The sequence below is a fragment of the Demequina oxidasica genome (assembly GCF_000975115.1).
Lineage (GTDB): Bacteria > Actinomycetota > Actinomycetes > Actinomycetales > Demequinaceae > Demequina > Demequina oxidasica.
Window position 1 is genome coordinate 634,316 of record NZ_BBRE01000001.1, and the last position, 17,796, is coordinate 652,111.

At 65.8% G+C, this 17,796-nt stretch carries 21 protein-coding genes and 1 tRNA gene; 10 read left to right on the plus strand and 12 right to left on the minus strand.

Annotation, left to right across the window (positions count from 1 at the left end):
* Positions 1 to 209: 209 nt before the first annotated feature.
* The 5 genes from AOP77_RS02855 to AOP77_RS02875 all read left to right on the plus strand — a co-directional run bounded on the left by AOP77_RS02855 (position 210) and on the right by AOP77_RS02875 (position 5,136).
* Entirely contained in the window at positions 210 to 1,202 is a 993-nt protein-coding gene (locus AOP77_RS02855) for a FecCD family ABC transporter permease (RefSeq protein ID WP_062209097.1), read from the plus strand.
* Positions 1,199 to 2,230 carry a FecCD family ABC transporter permease gene (locus AOP77_RS02860; RefSeq protein ID WP_062209099.1) on the plus strand — a complete coding sequence of 344 codons (1,032 nt, stop codon included), beginning with the start codon at positions 1,199 to 1,201 and terminating at the stop codon, positions 2,228 to 2,230. The genes AOP77_RS02855 and AOP77_RS02860 overlap by 4 nt, the downstream gene beginning before the upstream one ends.
* On the plus strand, positions 2,227 to 3,021 hold the full coding sequence (locus AOP77_RS02865; protein WP_062209101.1) for an ABC transporter ATP-binding protein: 795 nt from the start codon (positions 2,227 to 2,229) through the stop codon (positions 3,019 to 3,021). The genes AOP77_RS02860 and AOP77_RS02865 overlap by 4 nt, the downstream gene beginning before the upstream one ends.
* A gap of 70 nt (positions 3,022 to 3,091) precedes the next feature.
* The gene (locus AOP77_RS02870; protein WP_062209104.1) at positions 3,092 to 4,219 is read left to right on the plus strand and encodes an ABC transporter substrate-binding protein; all 1,128 of its coding nucleotides are present in this window, start codon (positions 3,092 to 3,094) and stop codon (positions 4,217 to 4,219) included.
* Positions 4,220 to 4,296: 77 nt separating this feature from the next.
* Complete coding sequence (locus tag AOP77_RS02875) at positions 4,297 to 5,136, plus strand: siderophore-interacting protein (RefSeq protein WP_062209108.1); 840 nt, start codon at positions 4,297 to 4,299, stop codon at positions 5,134 to 5,136.
* A 30-nt stretch (positions 5,137 to 5,166) separates the two neighbouring features.
* Here AOP77_RS02875 and AOP77_RS02880 read toward each other — a convergent pair whose 3' ends face one another.
* The 3 genes from AOP77_RS02880 to AOP77_RS02890 form a co-directional block, all read right to left on the minus strand.
* Positions 5,167 to 5,757, minus strand: a complete 591-nt coding sequence (locus tag AOP77_RS02880) for a thymidine kinase (RefSeq protein WP_062209112.1) — start codon at positions 5,755 to 5,757, stop codon at positions 5,167 to 5,169.
* 106 nt (positions 5,758 to 5,863) lie between these two features.
* The gene (gene phoH2, locus AOP77_RS02885; RefSeq protein ID WP_236685767.1) at positions 5,864 to 7,120 is read right to left on the minus strand and encodes an RNA 5'-3' helicase PhoH2; all 1,257 of its coding nucleotides are present in this window, start codon (positions 7,118 to 7,120) and stop codon (positions 5,864 to 5,866) included.
* Positions 7,121 to 7,442: 322 nt separating this feature from the next.
* Positions 7,443 to 8,207: an isoprenyl transferase gene (locus tag AOP77_RS02890; protein WP_062209114.1), complete on the minus strand. Its 765-nt coding sequence runs from the start codon at positions 8,205 to 8,207 to the stop codon at positions 7,443 to 7,445.
* 119 nt (positions 8,208 to 8,326) lie between these two features.
* On the opposite strand from AOP77_RS02890, the gene trhA reads away from it, so the two are divergent.
* A complete protein-coding gene (gene trhA / locus AOP77_RS02895; protein WP_062209117.1) occupies positions 8,327 to 9,001 on the plus strand; it encodes a PAQR family membrane homeostasis protein TrhA in 675 nt (224 codons plus the stop codon).
* Here the strand turns inward: trhA and AOP77_RS12215 are convergent.
* A complete protein-coding gene (locus AOP77_RS12215) occupies positions 8,939 to 9,160 on the minus strand; it encodes a hypothetical protein (RefSeq protein ID WP_152649748.1) in 222 nt (73 codons plus the stop codon). The genes trhA and AOP77_RS12215 overlap by 63 nt on opposite strands.
* A 33-nt stretch (positions 9,161 to 9,193) precedes the next feature.
* Here AOP77_RS12215 and AOP77_RS02900 point away from each other — a divergent pair, with 33 nt between their 5' ends.
* Positions 9,194 to 9,607: a DUF4307 domain-containing protein gene (locus AOP77_RS02900; RefSeq protein WP_084622218.1), complete on the plus strand. Its 414-nt coding sequence runs from the start codon at positions 9,194 to 9,196 to the stop codon at positions 9,605 to 9,607.
* 100 nt (positions 9,608 to 9,707) lie between these two features.
* A complete protein-coding gene (gene greA / locus AOP77_RS02905) occupies positions 9,708 to 10,193 on the plus strand; it encodes a transcription elongation factor GreA (protein WP_062209125.1) in 486 nt (161 codons plus the stop codon).
* Between the two features lie 84 nt (positions 10,194 to 10,277).
* Here greA and AOP77_RS02910 read toward each other — a convergent pair whose 3' ends face one another.
* Positions 10,278 to 11,615, minus strand: a complete 1,338-nt coding sequence (locus tag AOP77_RS02910; RefSeq protein ID WP_062209128.1) for an AI-2E family transporter — start codon at positions 11,613 to 11,615, stop codon at positions 10,278 to 10,280.
* Positions 11,616 to 11,716: 101 nt separating this feature from the next.
* Here AOP77_RS02910 and msrA point away from each other — a divergent pair, with 101 nt between their 5' ends.
* A complete protein-coding gene (gene msrA / locus AOP77_RS02915; RefSeq protein WP_062209130.1) occupies positions 11,717 to 12,373 on the plus strand; it encodes a peptide-methionine (S)-S-oxide reductase MsrA in 657 nt (218 codons plus the stop codon).
* Positions 12,374 to 12,467: 94 nt separating this feature from the next.
* On the plus strand, positions 12,468 to 12,980 hold the full coding sequence (locus AOP77_RS02920; protein ID WP_152649749.1) for a hypothetical protein: 513 nt from the start codon (positions 12,468 to 12,470) through the stop codon (positions 12,978 to 12,980).
* Here the strand turns inward: AOP77_RS02920 and AOP77_RS02925 are convergent.
* The 7 genes from AOP77_RS02925 to AOP77_RS02955 form a co-directional block, all read right to left on the minus strand.
* On the minus strand, positions 12,977 to 13,963 hold the full coding sequence (locus AOP77_RS02925) for an acetylxylan esterase (protein ID WP_062209134.1): 987 nt from the start codon (positions 13,961 to 13,963) through the stop codon (positions 12,977 to 12,979). The genes AOP77_RS02920 and AOP77_RS02925 overlap by 4 nt on opposite strands.
* 13 nt (positions 13,964 to 13,976) lie before the next feature.
* A complete protein-coding gene (locus AOP77_RS02930; RefSeq protein WP_062209136.1) occupies positions 13,977 to 14,831 on the minus strand; it encodes a Bax inhibitor-1/YccA family protein in 855 nt (284 codons plus the stop codon).
* A gap of 99 nt (positions 14,832 to 14,930) precedes the next feature.
* On the minus strand, positions 14,931 to 15,299 hold the full coding sequence (locus tag AOP77_RS02935) for an META domain-containing protein (protein WP_062209138.1): 369 nt from the start codon (positions 15,297 to 15,299) through the stop codon (positions 14,931 to 14,933).
* Positions 15,300 to 15,351: 52 nt separating this feature from the next.
* A tRNA-Leu gene (locus AOP77_RS02940) sits at positions 15,352 to 15,425 on the minus strand.
* 70 nt (positions 15,426 to 15,495) lie between these two features.
* Positions 15,496 to 16,452 carry a Ppx/GppA phosphatase family protein gene (locus AOP77_RS02945; protein ID WP_062209140.1) on the minus strand — a complete coding sequence of 319 codons (957 nt, stop codon included), beginning with the start codon at positions 16,450 to 16,452 and terminating at the stop codon, positions 15,496 to 15,498.
* Complete coding sequence (locus tag AOP77_RS02950) at positions 16,452 to 16,991, minus strand: DUF501 domain-containing protein (protein ID WP_062209142.1); 540 nt, start codon at positions 16,989 to 16,991, stop codon at positions 16,452 to 16,454. Before AOP77_RS02950 ends, AOP77_RS02945 begins: the two co-directional genes overlap by 1 nt.
* On the minus strand, positions 16,988 to 17,779 hold the full coding sequence (locus AOP77_RS02955; protein ID WP_084622220.1) for an FtsB family cell division protein: 792 nt from the start codon (positions 17,777 to 17,779) through the stop codon (positions 16,988 to 16,990). The genes AOP77_RS02950 and AOP77_RS02955 overlap by 4 nt, the downstream gene beginning before the upstream one ends.
* Positions 17,780 to 17,796: the final 17 nt, after the last annotated feature.

Here is a 17,796-nt window from a genome sequence, read left to right on the forward strand (position 1 = left end):
GCATTACCGGCGGTGCGGCCAGAGCGATGCGCCCCCATCCGGTGGTTCCCTGCACCCGCTAGCCGCTTGCATCAAACGACATTAATTAGCGAACGTTGCCTGTCGTATTTACGGCACATCGTCGTTGGCAAAATCGTCAACTGGAAGGTAAGGTTAGGCGAACCTCATTAGGCGCCAGCGAAGTGCGCCCCACACACTTCAGGAGTCCGATGCGCAAGCGCGCCCTCATTGCGATCGTCGCCCTTATGGTGCTCGTCGTCGCTATTGGGCTGTCGCTAGCGATTGGCGCGAGGCCGATCGACCCCGGCACCGTGTGGCACGCGATCTTCTCCTTTGACCCCACGGACCCCGAGCAGTTGATTGTCCGCGACCTACGCGTCTCCCGCACCGTGATCGGCCTCCTTGCGGGTGCAGCGCTCGCCATCGCCGGCGCCCTCATGCAGTCGCTCACGCGCAATCCCTTCGCAGACCCCGGCCTACTGGGCATCAATGCCGGCGCCTCACTGGCAGTGGTGATCTCACTGACCCTCGGCATCGGCGGGTTTGCGGCGCAGGTGCCCATGGCCTTCATCGGCGCAGGCATTGCCGCAGTTATTGTCTATGCGATCGGAGCGCGGGGCGCTGCCGCGGGAGCCCCCGTGCGCCTCGCGCTGGCCGGCGTCGCCCTCGCCACGCTGGTGACCTCTGTCACCTATGCCGTGCTGCTGGTAGACGACGCCACTCTTGAGCAGTACCGCTTGTGGGTCGCCGGATCCCTGACCGGCCGCTCGGCGGACGACGTCACGGCGCTCGTGCCCATCGTGCTCGTCGCCATCGCCGCCGCATTGCTGGTGTCCCGTCAGCTCGAAGCCGTCGCGCTCGGCGAGGACACCGCCCGCGCGCTCGGCATCAGTGTGGGTGCCACCCGCGTCATCGTCATCCTGGTCGTTACGCTGCTCGCAGCGTCGGCCACCGCGGCCGCCGGACCCATCATCTTTGTGGGGCTCGCCGTGCCCCACCTTGCCCGCGCGCTGGTGGGCGCGTCCTTGCCGTGGCTGCTAGTCGTCAGCGGACTTGGCGGCGCAGCGCTCGTGCTGGTCTGTGATGTCATCGGCCGCGTCATCGCACCTCCGTCGGAGATCGGCGTCGGCATCACCACGGCGTTCATCGGGGGCCTGATCTTCGCGCTCATGGCACGCCGCATGAAGGTGGTTGAGCTGTGAGATCACTGCGCATCGGCCCCTTCGGCATCACCACCCACCGCCGTACCTTTGTGGTGGGGCTCGTCCTGCTCGGCGCGCTGCTCTCACTGCTCGTGTTCGCACTTGTCGTGGGCAAGGCGAACATCGGTTTCCTCGACTCACTGCGGGCCGCGATCGGCATCTCCGTGGGCTCGCCTGGTGACTTCATCGTGGGCCAAGTCCGCGCGCCGCGCGCCCTCACCACCATCCTGGTGGGCGGCATGCTGGGCGTATCAGGCGCGATCCTGCAGTCGCTCACCCGCAACCCACTCGCGTCCCCCGACTTCATCGGAATTAGCGCCGGAGCCGGAACCGGTGCAGTCCTCACCATGTGGCTCACGTCCGGGACGTCGCTCTGGGTCACCGCAGCGGGCGCCGCCGTGGGCGGCCTCACCGCCGCGTTTCTCATGCTGGCGCTTTCTTGGCGGCGGGGCATTGTGCCGTTGCGCCTGATCCTGACCGGAATCGGCATCGGCTTCGTGGCGCAGGCAGCCACCCAGTACACCTTGACGCGCATGGACGTCCACGATGCGGGTGCGGCGCTCGCGTGGCTGGTCGGCTCTACGACCGGCAGCACGTGGACGCACGTCACGGTCGCCGCCGCCGTCCTGGCAGTTCTCCTCCCCATCATTCTGTGGCACGCCCGCGCTCTGCGCACCATGGAGATGGGCGATGACACCGCCAAGGCACTCGGCATCCACGTGTCCCGCTCGCGCGCGATCCTGGCGGTGTGCTCCGTGCTGCTGGCCGCCGCAGCCACCGCGGTCACAGGCCCCATCGGCTTCATCGCCCTCGTGGCCCCAGCCCTTGTCGCTCGCATCACCCGCGGCCCCGGCGTCACACTCATCCCGGCAGCTCTACTGGGCGCCGTCCTGCTGCTCGCCGCAGACCAGGCGTCGCAGCTCATGCCCGCAACACTTCAGTTCCCCGTCGGCATCTTCACCGCCGTCGTAGGCGCGCCCTACCTGCTGTGGCTGGTCTGGCGCTCATCAAGAGGAGGCCCCGTATGAGCAGGCTTGAAACCCGCAAGGCGGTCATCGGCTATGGCGACCAGCCCATTGTCCGCGGCGTCGATGTTCACGTCCCCGATGGCAAGATCACCGCGATCGTCGGCCCCAACGGTTGTGGCAAGTCCACGCTGCTGCGAGCGCTGGTGCGCCTCCTGACGCCCATGGAGGGCTCGGTGGTGCTCGACGGCGAGGACATTCATCGCATCCCCACCAAGAACGTCGCACAGATGATCGGCCTGCTCCCTCAGGCCCCCATCGCCCCCGCCGGAATCACCGTCAAGGAGTTGGTGGCGCGCGGCCGCACGCCACACCAGAAGCTGCTGCGGCCCTGGTCGGACTCTGACGAGACTGCGGTGCTGAGCGCCCTGCATTCCACCAACCTCACCCCGCTCCAAGAGTCAGTCGTAGACGAGCTTTCCGGCGGCCAGCGCCAGCGGGCGTGGATCGCGATGGCCCTCGCCCAGGACACCCCGCTTATGTTGCTCGACGAGCCCACCACGTACCTCGACATCTCGCACCAGTACGAGGTCCTCGACCTACTGCACCGCCTCAACGAACGCCAGAGCCGCACCATCGTGATGGTGGTGCACGACCTGGACCAGGCTGCCCGCTATGCCCACCACGTGATCGCGATGCGCGAGGGCGAGGTGGCGGCTGCCGGCCCGCCCGCCGAGGTCTTCACGGAGAAGATCGTCAGCGAGGTCTTCGACATCGACGCCCGCGTCTTCCCCGACCCAGTGACAGGGACCCCCATCGTGGTGCCGTCCGGCGGTCCGGGGCACACGCAATGACCCACGCACCAGTCCCTCACACGTCCCAATGCCCACTATCCCCCATCCACATCTAAGCAAAGGAAATCACATGCACCAGCGCATCAACCGCGGCCTGACCGCCGTGTCCCTGGCAGCCGCCGCGGCGCTTCTGCTCTCGGCCTGCTCGTCCGACTCGGACACCGAAGACAGTGCGTCCACCGCACCTTCCACCGCACCATCTACCGAGCCCTCCGCGAGCGCAGGCGCCTCCTCGGAGGCCAGCGACGCGTTCCCCGTCACCCTCGACACCGTGATGGGCGACGTCACCATCGACGCGCAGCCCCAGCGCATCGTGACGCTCGGCTCGCACGAGCACGAATACCTTTACGCGCTTGGCGTGGCACCGATTGCCGTGCCCGTGAGCTGGCAGGGCTACGACAACGGCACCGGCCCTTGGGCAGACGCCGACCGCATCGCCGCAGGGGCGGAGCCCGAGGTCTTCGAGCCCGGCGCATCCGCGTATGACGCCGAAGCCATCGCCGCCTTCGATCCCGACCTCATCGTCGCGACTTACCCCAACCACGAGATGTCGCCGGAGGAGTTCGACCTGCTCTCCGGCATCGCCCCGGTCGTCACGCGTCCTGCCACGGGTTCTGATGGCAACGCGACCGTCGAGTGGGGCGTGTCGCTCGCAGACGAGCTCACACTTCTCGCAGAAGCCACCGGTACGTCGGATAAGGCAACCGAGGTTCTCGCCGATGTCGATGCGGAGTTCGCCGCAGTGAAGGAAGCGCACCCGGACTGGGCTGGCAAGACGACGCAGGTGGGCGGCTACTACGAGGGTCAGGCGTACGTCTACGCAGCCTCGGACACCCGCAACCAGTTCCTCGCGAACCTCGGCCTGAACGTCACGTCCGTCGAGGGCACTGACGCAGCCTGGCTGCAGATCAGCGCCGAGAAGCTCGACGTCCTGGGCGACCTCGACTCTGTGGTGTGGCAGGTCGCGACCGATCCGACTGCGAAGGACTCGCTTGAGGGTCTGCCGCTGTTCCCGTCACTCACCTCCACCGAGGTAGGCGGCAACATGTGGCTCACAGACTCGGTGCTCGAGGGTGCGTACTTCGCCAACTCGCCATCAGCGATCAAGTATTCGCTCGACGCGTTCGTGCCGATGCTCGAGGCGGCCTTGGATGGCGACCCCGCCACCGAGGTCCCCGTGTACTCGGACGCTTCCTAGCGTTCGGCGGTGCCGCGCGCTCTCAGAGGGCCCGGCACCGCTAGACCGTTTCCCCACGTACTATCCGGAGATGCACAATGACTGAATCCTTCTACGCCGACGTCCTCGGTGCCACCCAGATCACCCCCAACCTGCGCCGCGTCCACTTGGGTGGCGGCACCATCGCGGACTGGGAGTCCACCGGCAAGGCCGATGAATTCGTCCACGTCCACATCCCCGGAGACAACCCCGCCGAGGGGTGGGAGGACGACCACGACATCGCGCGTCACTACACCATCCGTTCGTACGATGCCGTGGCTGGCACGATCGACCTCGACGTGGTCACGCACGGGCACGGTTTGGGCTCCTCGTGGGCCAAAAACTGCCAGAGCGGCGACCGCGTTGCCATCAGCGATGCGAGCGGCTTCTACGGCCCGCCCGAGGGAAGCACCAAGCGTCTTCTACTGGCCGACGCCACCGGCCTGCCGGCCGTCGCGCGCATCCTCGAGGAAGCATCGGCCGACGAGGAGTTCGATGTCATCGTCGAACTGCTTGATCTCGCCGACAAGATCGAGCTGCCGAGCAAGGCCACCGTGCGCGTCGTGTGGCGCGTGAGTGGAAACGGCCGCTCGCCCAGCGCACTCGAGACCTGCATGAGCCGCGCGGAAGCGCCCGGCGAGGACGTCTACGTATGGATCGCGTGCGAGAGCGCCGAGTCACGTCGCGCCCGCAAATACCTGCGTACCAACTGGGGTCGCCACCACACCTGGTACCGGATTGTGGGCTACTGGTACGCCGACCTTGCCGAGATCATGGAGACGTACAACGCCCTCAGCGACGAGCAGCGCGCGGCCTACGAGGCGATCTGGGACGACGAGCGCTCCGACGAGGAGAACTGGGAAGAGCTCGAACCGTTCCTGGTGGCGCACGGACTGTAGCCCGCCGCTCGGGCCCGTGCAGTGCGGTCGTCAACCGTGCTGGACGGGTCCCACCTTGGCCATGTAGCAGCGCCCACACAGTGATTCGTACTCGGCGTGCTCGCCGTCGATGGCGACCTGGTTGCCGTGGCTGACGAACTCGCCGTTCACTCGACGCGCGTTGAACACGGCCTTGGAGCCGCATCGACAAATGGTCTTGAGCTCTTCAACCGAGTGGGCGATCTCGAGGAGCCGCAGCGAGCCGGGGAAGGCGCGCGTCATGAAATCGGCTCGCAGTCCATACGCGAGCACCGGCACGCCGTCGGTCACGGCCATCACGAAGGCCTCGTCCACCTGTGCCGGGGTGAGGAACTGGGCCTCGTCGATGAACACCGCGTCGACTGAACCCAACGGGGCCTTCGCTCCCACGGTGTCCCGCAGTGACTGGTCGGCACCGAGCAGGATGTCGACGGGCCGTGAGGCACCGATGCGTGAGGTGATCGCGTCCCCGGCCTTGGTGTCGACCCCGGGCTTCACAATGAGGGGCTGCTGGTCGCGTTCCTCGTAGTTGAACGCCGCCTGTAGCAACATGGTCGACTTACCCGAGTTCATTGCCCCGTAGCGGAAGTACAGCTTCGCCATTTCTCTCCCCTATGCCGTTGCCCTCGTAACGGGCAAACACATGCAGAGAGGCTACCGCGCCCTCGAGCCCGGCGAGACACTGCCATGCCGGGCTCAAGGAGGCGGGCTAGAGGTCCAGGCGCTCCAGCAGCTCCGTGACGAGCGCGGCGACCTCGGAGCGCTCGGACCTTTCCAGCGTGACGTGCGCGAAAAGGTCGTGCCCCTTGAGCGCCTCGATCACCGCTGCTATACCGTCGTGGCGACCTACGCGGAGGTTGTCGCGCTGGGCCACGTCGTGCGTCAGAATCACCCGTGAGTCCTGGCCGATGCGGCTCAGCATGGTGAGGAGAACGTTGCGTTCGAGCGACTGCGCCTCGTCAACGATCACGAACGCGTCGTGCAACGAGCGCCCGCGAATGTGAGTCAGTGGCAACACCTCGAGCATGCCGCGCGCCATGACCTCCTCGACCACCTCGGAGCTCACCATTGCGCCAAGCGTGTCGAACACCGCCTGGGCCCACGGGTTCATCTTTTCCGACTCGCTCCCGGGCAGGTAGCCCAGCTCCTGGCCGCCTACGGCGTACAGCGGGCGGAACACCATGATCTTCTTGTGTTGGCGACGCTCCAAGACGGCCTCGAGTCCCGCGCACAGCGCCAGCGCGCTCTTGCCCGTGCCGGCGCGCCCGCCCATGGACACGATTCCGATCGATTCGTCCATCAGCAGGTCGATCGCAATCCGCTGCTCAGCGGACCTGCCGCGAACACCAAAGACCTCCTGGTCGCCGCGTACCAACCGGACCTCTCCATCGGCCGCGACCCTTCCCAGCGCGCTTCCCCGGCCGGAGTGAATCACCAGTCCCGTGTGAATGGGCAAAGCGCGCGAGTCCTCGCCGGCCATGTCCGGGCTGGGCGCGGGGATCGACTCGTGCTCCCACAAGGACGCCATCTGGTCATCGGTCAGGCTGATCTCGCGCATTCCTGTCCAGCCGGACTCGACCGCAAGTTCAGCGCGGTACTCCTCCGCCTCGATGCCCAGCGCGGAGGCCTTGACGCGCATCGGCAGGTCCTTGGAGACCACCGTGACCGCGAGGCCGTCGTTGCGCAGGTTCGCCGCCACCGCGAGGATGCGGGTGTCGTTATCTCCCAGGCGGAAGCCGCTTGGCAAGACTGCGGGATCGGTGTGGTTGAGTTCCACGCGCAGCGTTCCGCCGGCGTCGTTAACTTCCACGGCGGCATCGAGCTTGCCGTGCTGGACACGCAGCTCATCGAGCGAGCGCAGGGCGGAGCGGGCGAAGTATCCCAACTCTGGGTGATTGCGTTTGCCCTCTAACTCAGTGATCACGACCACCGGGAGCACCACCGCGTGTTCCGCAAACCGTTTCATCGCCCGGGGATCGGACAGCAGCACGGAAGTGTCGAGCACAAACGTGCGCAGACCGACGGCGCCGTCGACGATTGATGAGGGGGTAGTGGCGGTGCTGACGGAGATGCTCACGGGTGCTCCAGGCGTTAAGGCCGCAGAGCGCTCATCGCCCTACGGCGATTGATTTAGGTCGACACCTTTGGTGTGCGACGTTGTGCGCTAACCACGCTCCTGACGCTACGCCTGGGATTGGCTAGCAATGCGCGACACGCCGCCATTTACCTGTTCGACACACGCGCTCGGGCGCGGCGATTCTGGCCGATGCCGTGGCGGGCAAAGCGCGCTACTTGCCGAGGCGCCGCTCACGTTGCGCGAAGGCGCGCAGCGCGCGCAGGAAGTCCACGTGACGAAATGCTGGCCAGTAGGCGTCGCAGAAGTAGAACTCCGTGTGCGCGCTCTGCCACATGAGGAAGCCGCTGAGTCGCTGTTCGCCCGAGGTGCGGATCACCAGATCAGGGTCCGGCTGTCCCTTGGTGTAGAGGTGCTCCGCGATGTGTTCCACGGAGAAGGAGTCCGCGACCTCCTCTAGCGAGTGCCCGGATTCGGCACCGGCGCGCAAAAAGGATCGCACGGCATCGGCGATCTCGTGCCGCCCGCCGTACCCCACTGCGACATTGACGTGCAAGCCGGTGGCCTCCGCCGTGCGCTCTGCGGCCGCCTCTAGTCGAGCCGATGCCCCGTCCGGAAGCAGCGATGCGTCCCCCACATGCTGGAGTCGCCAGCGGCCATCGTCAGCCAGGGTCTCGACGGAGGTGCAGATGATCTCCAGCAGCGCGTCGAGCTCCGCGGCGTCACGGCCCAAGTTGTCGGTAGACAGCATCCACAGCGTGACGACTTCGACACCCGCGTCCATAGACCACTCGAGCACTTCGGTGATCTTGTCCGCGCCGCGCTGGTGGCCATCCGCAGCGCTCGCCCCCACCTGCTTGGCCCAGCGCCGGTTGCCGTCCAGAATGACGCCGATGTGGCGAGGAGTGTTGCCGTCGCTCTTGAGTGAGCGGGCAAGCTGACGCTCGTACGTGCCGTACACAAGGTCACTCAGACCCATGGGCGTCCTTTCCTGATGGCACCACGAGGGCGCGCCATTCTTTCTACGGCGCGGCAGTCTCACTTTGCGCACCGGTTCCCACGGTACCGCCCGGGCGTAACCTACGGTATCGTAGGTTCATGGAAGACAGCCTTAAGAGCATGCCCGAGAACCTCCCGATTCCCGACAAACCACTCCTCCGCGGGTGGCTGCATTTGGGAGCCGCACCCATCGTGTTCATCGCGGGGCTCATGCTCGTGACATTCGCCCCCACCCTCGCGGGTCGCGTCACCTCGGCAATCTTCACGATCACGGCCGTCATGATGTTCGGCACCTCCGCCGTGTATCACCGCGGTAACTGGCAGCCCAAGGCCAAAGCCGTGCTGCGGCGCATGGACCACGCCAATATCTACCTGATCATTGCGGGCACCTACACGCCGCTGTGCGTGCTGCTGCTCGACCAACGCACCGCGACCATTGTGCTCGCGCTGGTTTGGGGCGGGGCGCTAGGGGGAATCCTGTTGAGGGTGTTCTGGCTGAACGCCCCCCGCTGGCTCTACGTGCCGCTCTACGTGATCCTCGGATCCGTCGCGCTCGGCTTCCTGGGACCGTTCTACCAGGCGAGCAACGCGCTAGTCGTCACGCTGATCGCGGTAGGCGGCGCGTGCTACATCGCCGGAGCCGTCATCTACGGCACCAAATGGCCCCGCGGATCAACCAAGTACTTTGGTTTCCACGAGATCTTCCACGCACTAACTATCGCGGGATTCGCCTGCCACTTTGCGGCCGTCGCGATTGTCGTCTTCAGTGCCTGACGCCTCACTGCTCTCCATGACCGCCCCACCATCCGTGCGCGCCGTGCGCACCTTGCGGAGCTGCTTGTTGAGCGAGCGCATCAGCACAATCGTCACCAGCACCAGGGAGAACGTCGCGACGAATGCCGCAAAGCCCGGTCCGCCTGTAAATTCCGTCATGTTGGACACCTCTTTCACGTACTATCCTGCCTCATGATGACCTCGCCAGACTCCACCCCACAGCCCCCACGCCGTAGCGGCGGGACTGCGCGACCCACCATGAGTCGCAAGGGGCTGATCTGGTCCGGAGTGGGCGTCGCCGCGCTGATCGCCGTCACCGCCTGGTTCGGCCTGTCCACGGCCAGCGACCCAGTGCGCTGGACCGACGTGGGCTTTGTGGCCGACGCCCCCACCGAGGCGACCGTCACCTACAACGTCTACCTCTACACCGACGCCTCCGCGGACTGCACCGTGCGCGCACTGAACTCGAGCTTTGCCGAAGTAGGCGTCGCCACTGCGCACATCGACCGCGCGGACGGCGTCGAGCAACAGGTCACCACCACGATCGTGACCACCGAGCAGGCCACCACCGCCACGGTGAATTACTGCGAGGCGACGCCCGAATAGACCCGGCCGATGCATCGGCCGGCGGGGCGGAAGCGTCCAATAGGTGACGGGCGCGGTTTCTCTTGATACTCTTGCCGGTCACGCTCAGAAGGAGACTCACGTGACTGACACGACTGGAACCTGGCTTACCCAGGACGCTTACGACCGCCTGCAGCAGGAATACGACTTCCTCACCGGCGAGGGTCGCACCGCGATCGCCACGGAGATCGACGAGCGACGCCAAGAGGGCGACCTCAAGGAGAACGGCGGCTACCACGCGGCCCGCGAGGAGCAGGCCAAGCAGGAGGCACGCATCGCACGGTTGCGCGAGATCCTGCGCGACGCGACGGTGGGCGAACCACCCGCGGACGACGGCATCGTCGAACCCGGCATGATTGTCGAGGCCGAGGTCGCTGGGCGCGCCATGCGCTTCCTGGTGGGTTCGCGCGAGTCCGCCGAGGGCACCGACCTGGACGTCTTCAGCACGCAGTCCCCCCTGGGTGCAGCGCTGCTCGGCAAGAAGGTGGGCGACGAGACCACCTACGCCGCCCCTAACGGCAAGGACATCACCGTCAAGGTGACCGCCGCGGAGCCCTTCTCCGGCTAACGCCACCAACTCTGTACGCAAAAAGGCGACCCGGTGACTTCTCGTCACCGGGTCGCCTTTTTGCGTGTGAGTCCGTGCGTGTTGCTAGTCCTTGTAGCCCTTGGCGGACGCGTCGCTCTCGTTGGCGATGTCGTCCGGCGTGGCGGCATCGGCATCTCGGTGAGCCCCCGTGGCGATGTCGCGGCGGTTCTTGCGCACTCGAATCTCCGTGGTGTGGCTAATGGTTTCGCGCGCCCTGCGGAAGGCATCACGCGACTTGTCCGCGATGATCGGGATGGTGGAGCTGATAGGGGGGTCCTCCTTCTCCGGATCGAAGTCTTTTCTATATCCGGTGACGAAGGCTGTCGTGAATGCGAGCAACGGCACCGCCACCACGGCACCTACCAGGCCCAAGATGAGGGTTCCGGCGGAGACCGTCAGCAGGATCACCATCGGATGAATGGAGGCGGCCTTGCCGAACAGCCACGGGTACAACACGCTTCCCTCGACCTGCTGCACCACAATCACGATGGCGAGCATCACCAGCGCAGTCTTCCAGCCGCCCGTGAACAGCGCGACGAACACGGCGATCACACCGGAGAGTGTGGCGCCGAAGAGCGGGATGAAGGAGAACAGGAACACCAAGATGCCAATAGGCAGCGCTAAAGGGACGCCGATGATCCACGCGCCGATGCCGATTCCCACTGCGTCGACGAAGGCTACGAATGCCGAGGTCTTGGTGTAGCGCGCGAGCGTGTGCCACGCGTTGAGGCCGGCGAGGTCGACGCGGTGGCGATCCTCGACGGGCATGTGGTTCACGCTCCACACCCACATGCGGCGGCCATCCCGGAGGAAGAAGAACAGTGCAAGCATCGCGATGATCGTGCCGGCGAACACCCCTCCCACGGCGCTCGTGATCCCGAACGCGCTGTTGGCGACGCCTAGTGCGTTGTCCTGGAGCAGACCAGTGAGGTTCTGTACGCCCTCGTCGATCTGCTCGCCGCTGAGATGCAACGGTCCGGAGGAGAGCCAGTCGATGAAGGTTTCGTACCCGCTCACGGCCGCCTCGCGCAGGTCGTCGAAGCCCACCACGATCGAGGTTCCCGCGAGCGCGACGAGAGCCACGATGATCAGGAAACCGGAAAGGATCGTCAGCGCGGCGCCGCCGCCGCGCGGGAGTCCGTGGCGTGCAAGCTTGGTCACCAACCGCTCGAGGGGCGCGGCGATCAGCAGCGCGACGATCAGCGGCACCATCAGCGACGAGAGCCTCAGGAATGCGGTGAACAGCGCGATGGCGACAATACCAATCACCACGATGCGCCACGACCAGGCCGCGGTGACCCGCAGCGCCATCGGCACGTGACCGGCAGTGATGTTTTCCTCGCCGCGGGTGCGGTGAGAGGGCTTGATCTCGAGGGCGTTATCCGCGGTCTGCTGTGGCATTCTCTGAGCGTAACGCCAGGAGGGCCGTTACTCCGCGAAGCAGGCGGAACAGATTTGACCGCGCCCGCGTTTCACCTCCCATAGAGACCTAAGGAGTCCAGATGTTTGGCCTGAATAAGACGACCATGGTGACCAAGGACGAGGCACTCGCGGGACGTGACACCCCCATCACTGTCCCCGGCACTCACGTGGTGCTCGGCACCCCCCTCTCGGGTCCCGTGCCGGACGGATATGAGGTCATCTATTTTGCGATGGGATGCTTCTGGGGATCCGAGCGCGTCTTCTGGCAGACCGACGGCGTCCACACCACCGCGGTCGGCTACATGGGCGGCTGGACACCACACCCCACGTACGACGAGACATGCACGTCTCGCACCGGCCACACAGAAAGCGTCAGGGTGGTCTACGACCCCGCCAAGGTCTCAGTAGAAACCCTGTTTGCCGAGTTCTGGGAGAACCACGACCCCACCACCGCCAACCGCCAGGGCGGAGACGTGGGCACCCAGTACCGCTCCGCGATCTTCACCACCACCGACGCACAGTTGACCGCGGCCAAGGCCTCGCGAGACCGCTACCAGGCGCAGCTTTCGGACAAGGGCTTCGGCACCATTTCCACCCAGATAGACGCGGCGGCCGATGCTGGGGACGGCCAGTTCTATTATGCCGAGGACTACCACCAGGGGTACCTGCACCGAAACCCCGGCGGCTATTGCAACCACGGATTCTGCCAGGTCTCATACGCCGGAGCCGGCGCCTGACGTAGAACTCCTCTGAGCGCGCATCCCGGCGCGGCTAGACTGGCGGGCATCGCGTGCCCGTCGGCACGCCCCCGCCAGGCCGAAGGAGTAATGCGTGCGTACAAACTGGGAGCGGCGAGCCCGCCCGCAGGGACGCCTCGAAATGGTCTACGCACTCCACTTCTGGTCGATGCTATGGATCATGCTGTTGGGAGTGTTGCCCGTCATCGTCGCGATGGCCATCGGTGCCCTCAATGGCACCGCCGTGGACGGCCCTTTCTTCCCCGCGCCCGACTACCCTGCGTTCTCCACCCTGAGCGCTGGCCTAGTAGTGCCGGCGCTCGCCTTGACACTGGCCGCGGTGATCTCGCTGCCGCTGCCCCTCGAGGACCGACGTGGGCCGCGCCGGACGGATATGGCGTGGATGGCAGTCCTCGGCATAGGGGTGACGCTTGTGTCACTGGTACTGGATGACGGTAGGCCCGAGTGGCTGCACTGGGCGCCCTATGCCGCCGCCGGATTCTTTGGCGCAGTGGTGGTGTTGCTCGCAGGGCGCGGGTTGCTCAGCTCGATGCAACTACTTCCCAAGGCATGGCGCGGCACTTACCGCTCCACTGACTCCGTCTAGGAGAGGAGGCCGTCGAGGAAAGCGCGCTGCTTCTCTATCTGACGCCACTCGCCACCCTCGTGCCCGTTGTACGGGTAAACCTCCATGGCCTTGCCAACGCCCTGACCGGCGCGGTCGCCGTACCAGTTGAAAGCGGCAAACGTGGTTGATGGTGGCACGATGGTATCCATGAGTGCTACCGACCACAGCGATGGTGCGTGGGCTCGCTTGGCAAAGTTGACGCCGTCAAAGTAGCTCAGTGTGGTGAGCACCTGCTCGGCGCGGTCACGGTGGGTGCGTAGGAACTTCTGAATCTCGCCGAACGGGTTGTCGTCGGTCAGTGCGATCGCACGCTCAAAGTGACACAAGAACGCAACATCCATGCAGGCCGCCTGCACGTCGGGCACCAGGGCCGAAACCGCAAGCGTGATGGCTCCGCCCTGCGAGCCGCCATGGATGGCGACGCGGGAGGAATCTATCCCCGGCATCGTCCGTACGGCATCGACCGCGCGCACGCCGTCGGTGAAGACGCGGCGGTAGTAGTACGTCTCTGGGGACTCAATACCGCGAGTCATGAACCCCGGGTGAGAGGGTCCCGAACCCTCGGGGTCCGCGGTCGCGCCGCCGTTACCCCACGCTGAGCCCTGGCCGCGCGTGTCCATCACGAAGTACGCGTAACCAGCAGTTGCCCAGAACGTGTGCTCGATGGCGAGCGAGCGCCCGCCACCGTAGCCCGCGTAATGCACGATCGCTGGTAGGTCGCCCTGCACGCCTGCGGGGCGCAGTAGCCAGCCCTTGACGGGCTGGCCGCCGTATCCCGGGAACGTGACGTCAAAGACATCGATATGCGGGAGCGGGTTGTCTACCGCCTCCAGGACCACTTCACCGCCGGCCGTTCGGGCCTCGGCGATGGTGCGCTCCCAGAACTCGTCAAAGTCCGCAGGTTCGCGGATGTCCGGGCGGAACGCCTCGAGCTCCGCGAGCGGAAGGTCGTAGTGCGGCAACGCCCGGCCCTCCCTAGCGGCGTCCGGAGAAGATTGCGATGATGCGCAGGAACTCGATGTATAGCCAGATCAGGGTGACGATCAGGCCGAAGGCGGCCTTCCACTCGACCCAAGCCGGCATGCCGTTCTTGACGGCGTTCTCGATGAAGTCGAAGTCCCCGATCAGCGACACACAGGCCAGGACCACGGCGAAGAGACCAATCAGGACGCCGAGCGGGATGCCGAAGATCTCGACCGAGGTGCGCAGGCCCCACGCATTGGTCTCATCGTTCGGGCCAAAGATCATGATCATCACGTTCACCAGCGAGAACGCCAGGTAGGAGATCATGCCGATCATCAGGAACTTCTGCATCTTGGGCGTATAACGAACCTTGCCCGACTTGTAGAGGGCGAGCACCACGCCGAAGGTCACACCGGTGGCGATGAGCGCCTGCAGGCCGGCACCAGGCACGTCATACGCGTCCTGGATCCACGTGGTGATGGCGCCAAGGAAGTAGCCCTGTGCCATCGCATAGAGCGCGATCAGTGCGGGCTTGGGGCGCTTCTGGAACGCGACAACCAGGCCGAGGACCATGCCGATGATCGCACCCGCGATCATGCCGATGGTGTTGGGGAACATGTAGCCGGGGATGGCGAACAGCAGGACTAGCAGACCAATACCAGAGGTCTTGGTGATGACGCCCTCGTAGGTCATGCGGCCGGTGTCTGCGGGGCCAGCATCCGGTGCGTTGAACTGCGCGTTGAGGTTGGCGGTCTGAGTCGCGGTGACGGCACCACCCATGGACGCGCCGCTCAAGGCTGCGTTGTGCGCCTCGGCGCCGCTCGCGGGCTGGAATTCCTTGCCACGATTGAAGACTGGACTGGCCACGGGTTCCTCCTGTAGGGCTGTTACGCGGGTCATGCGCTCGCAATCTTACCGGTGCCGCGGGGCGTCGCCAAGAACGTTCGCGCTGCGCACAATCCGCGCTTAACTCTCCTGCTTGTCGAGCGTGCCTAGTTGCGCCCCGGTGCTGTCCATCAGGTGCATCGCATCAAAGTCGATGGTCGCGCTGACGGCATTGGCCAGCCAGGTGTCGACATCCGGGCAGGCCATGCGCGTCGAGGCGAACGGTCCAAACTCAACCGTGTCCCCCTCCAGCGTCCAGTTGCCGTTGAGGGTGTTGCAGCCGTCGGTGCCAGTGACTGTTCCGTCACTGGACAGAATCAGCTGCGGGTTGGCGTTGTCCGCGGCTCCCCAAGTTCCCACCGGGTCAGGCGCGGTGGAACTCGAGCATCCGGACATCATCAACACCAATCCCGCGGCGGACGCCGCGATCCATCGAGTTGTTACAGCCATGAGAGCCCACCTTCTGCCGTTGGGTACCAACCTACGCGCCACGAAGTGAACGTGCCCCCGGCGGGACTTGAACCCGCACTGTGCCGATTTTAAGTCGGCTGCCTCTGCCAATTGGGCTACGGGGGCGCGGCGCCTCACGCGTGCGAGCGAGGTACCGAGGTTGCTGTACTTCCAGAAGAGTACTGGTGAATAACAGTTAGGCGCGAGCGGCTACCGAGAACGCGATGCCGTCAAGGATGTCGTGCTCACTGGTCACGGTGGCGTCTAGCGAGCCCCCGGCAGCGACGACCTGGTCGCGTACTCGCGTGATGACCACGCGCCACACCAGGGCACCGGCTCCGATGACATCTACGCGGCCAGGGTGCATGAACGGCATAGCCGCCCGCTCCGCGCGGGTCGCGCTCAATAACTGGTCGCAGGACCGGATGGCCGCATCGATGGACAGCTCCGCGCCGTTGATGGCATCCCGGTCGTACCCGCTCAGCCCCAGCGCGTGCGCCGTGACTGTAGTGATGGTGCCCGCGAGTCCCACCAGCGAGCGGGCCTGCGCGACCGGCACCTGTGCCAGCGCTACGTCGAACGCCGCGTTGACGTCGGCCGTAGCCGCGTCGATCTCTGCCGCCGTCGGCGGGTCGCTCACCAGGTGACGCTCGGTCATACGCACGCAGCCCACGTCCATCGAGTGGGCGCCCGCAGGCGAACGCTCACCCAAAACCATCTCCGTGGAGCCTCCTCCCAGGTCCACGACCAGATAGGGCGCTGGCCGCGTGGGGTCAATGACGCTGACGGCACCTCTGAAGCTCAGCGCAGCTTCCTCATCGCCGCTGATGACCTCGGGCTCAACGCCCAGGCGAGACTTCACCCCGGAGATGAACTCGTCCCGATTGCGCGCATCTCGCGTCGCGGAGGTGGCCACAAAGCGAATGTGGCTCACGCCGTGCTCGCGGCAGGCGGCCGCGTATTCGTCGACCGCAGCGAAGGTGCGCTCAAGCGCTTCTGCCGCGAATTCGCCGGTCTTGTCCACGCCCTGGCCCAAGCGCACCACCGTCATGGTGCGAACGATGTCCGTCAGCGACGAGCCGTCCGCGCTCACGTCGGCGATGAGGAGCCGGATGGAGTTGGTGCCACAGTCCACTGCTGCCACGCGGGTCATCAGTTGTCTCCGTCGTCGTCGGACGCCTCGTCGTCAAGAATCACGCCGCACGTGCAGCGGTCCGGCCGCCACTGGTGCGCGATCAGCGCAAGCGCCTCATCTCCCAACGGGTTCACGCCAGGCCCGGAGGCCAGCGAGTGCCCTACCAACACGTGCAGGCACTTCACGCGGTCGGGCATGCCTCCCGCGGAGATGCCGTGAATCTCCGGCACCTCGCCCAGCGCGAGGCGCTCCTCGAGGTAACGCTCGTGCGCGGCACGGTAAGCGTCGGCAAGGTCACTGTCCTGACCCAAGCGATCCTGCATCGTCTTCATCACGCCGTTGGCCTCAAGCGTAGACACGGCGCTGGTCGCATCCGGGTGTGTGAGGTAGTACTGCGTGGGGAAGGGGGTGCCGTCAGGCAGACGCGGGGCGGTGTGCACCACGGTGGGATTGCCACATACGCAGCGGGCGGCGATCGCCACCACTCCCCTGGGTTCACGGCCTAGTTGCGCGCGCAGCACCGCGATGTCGGCTGCGAGGACGGGGGTGTCATTCACTCGGAGAAGTCTACGTTGGCAATCGACGAGTCAGTCGTGCCGTCGGCATCCGTGGTCTTCTCCGCGTTCTTGGTTGACGGATTGCCGTCCTGAGTGACCCGTGGCACCGCAGATGACTCGGGGACAACTGCCCCGGGCGGGGCCTGCGCATCGTCTGCTGCATCGGTACCGTTGCCGGCCACCAGGATGGAGCCCCACAAGGTGTCATACCAGGTGTTACCTGCAAATTGACTTGGGTCAGCGATGGACTCGGACTTCTCAGCCTCGTCCGTCGTGACCGTCTCTGGATCCACGACGCGGTAGGGGGTCTCGCCGGGGAACACGTACGCGAGGCGTTCGCGGGCCTGTGCGACTAGGAAGGACGGGTCGTCCCAACGGGCAACCTCCCCGTTCAGATCGTCAACCTCGGCTTGCGCGGCCGCCGCATCCGCGCGCAGCTCCTGAAGTTGTTGCTGCTGCTCAAAGTAGACCCGCAGCGACGGCATGATCAGCGCGAGGGCGAGCATCACTACACCTGCGATGACGGCGGTACGCCACGACAGCATGGCCGTCCACGAGCCACGCGCCTTGGCCGGCTCGAGGCGAGGTTTGGGCATCGAGGTGTTGCGCCCGGGACCGCTGGGCCCACCGGGTCGCGCCTGCGACTTGCGCACGCCGCTGGTGCGGACACTGCCTGTGGTGGGCGCCTTTACTCTTCGCGCTGACGGTCGCTGCCCGGCACTTGCGCCCGGGCGCGCGGTGGTTCGCGACGACGAACGCGGCGCGCCGGGACGGCTGGGGGCAGACATGCCCCCATTGTCCCGGC

Coding starts and splice junctions, on each gene's coding strand:
- AOP77_RS02855 (WP_062209097.1), top strand. CDS start 210: ATGCGCAAGCGCGCCCTCATTGCGATCGTCGCCCTTATGGTGCTCGTC.
- AOP77_RS02865 (WP_062209101.1), top strand. CDS start 2,227: ATGAGCAGGCTTGAAACCCGCAAGGCGGTCATCGGCTATGGCGACCAG.
- AOP77_RS02870 (WP_062209104.1), top strand. CDS start 3,092: ATGCACCAGCGCATCAACCGCGGCCTGACCGCCGTGTCCCTGGCAGCC.
- AOP77_RS02875 (WP_062209108.1), top strand. CDS start 4,297: ATGACTGAATCCTTCTACGCCGACGTCCTCGGTGCCACCCAGATCACC.
- AOP77_RS02880 (WP_062209112.1), bottom strand. CDS start 5,757: ATGGCGAAGCTGTACTTCCGCTACGGGGCAATGAACTCGGGTAAGTCG.
- phoH2 (WP_236685767.1), bottom strand. CDS start 7,120: ATGAAACGGTTTGCGGAACACGCGGTGGTGCTCCCGGTGGTCGTGATC.
- AOP77_RS02890 (WP_062209114.1), bottom strand. CDS start 8,207: ATGGGTCTGAGTGACCTTGTGTACGGCACGTACGAGCGTCAGCTTGCC.
- trhA (WP_062209117.1), top strand. CDS start 8,327: ATGGAAGACAGCCTTAAGAGCATGCCCGAGAACCTCCCGATTCCCGAC.
- AOP77_RS12215 (WP_152649748.1), bottom strand. CDS start 9,160: ATGACGGAATTTACAGGCGGACCGGGCTTTGCGGCATTCGTCGCGACG.
- AOP77_RS02900 (WP_084622218.1), top strand. CDS start 9,194: ATGATGACCTCGCCAGACTCCACCCCACAGCCCCCACGCCGTAGCGGC.
- AOP77_RS02910 (WP_062209128.1), bottom strand. CDS start 11,615: ATGCCACAGCAGACCGCGGATAACGCCCTCGAGATCAAGCCCTCTCAC.
- msrA (WP_062209130.1), top strand. CDS start 11,717: ATGTTTGGCCTGAATAAGACGACCATGGTGACCAAGGACGAGGCACTC.
- AOP77_RS02935 (WP_062209138.1), bottom strand. CDS start 15,299: ATGGCTGTAACAACTCGATGGATCGCGGCGTCCGCCGCGGGATTGGTG.
- AOP77_RS02945 (WP_062209140.1), bottom strand. CDS start 16,452: ATGACCCGCGTGGCAGCAGTGGACTGTGGCACCAACTCCATCCGGCTC.
- AOP77_RS02955 (WP_084622220.1), bottom strand. CDS start 17,779: ATGTCTGCCCCCAGCCGTCCCGGCGCGCCGCGTTCGTCGTCGCGAACC.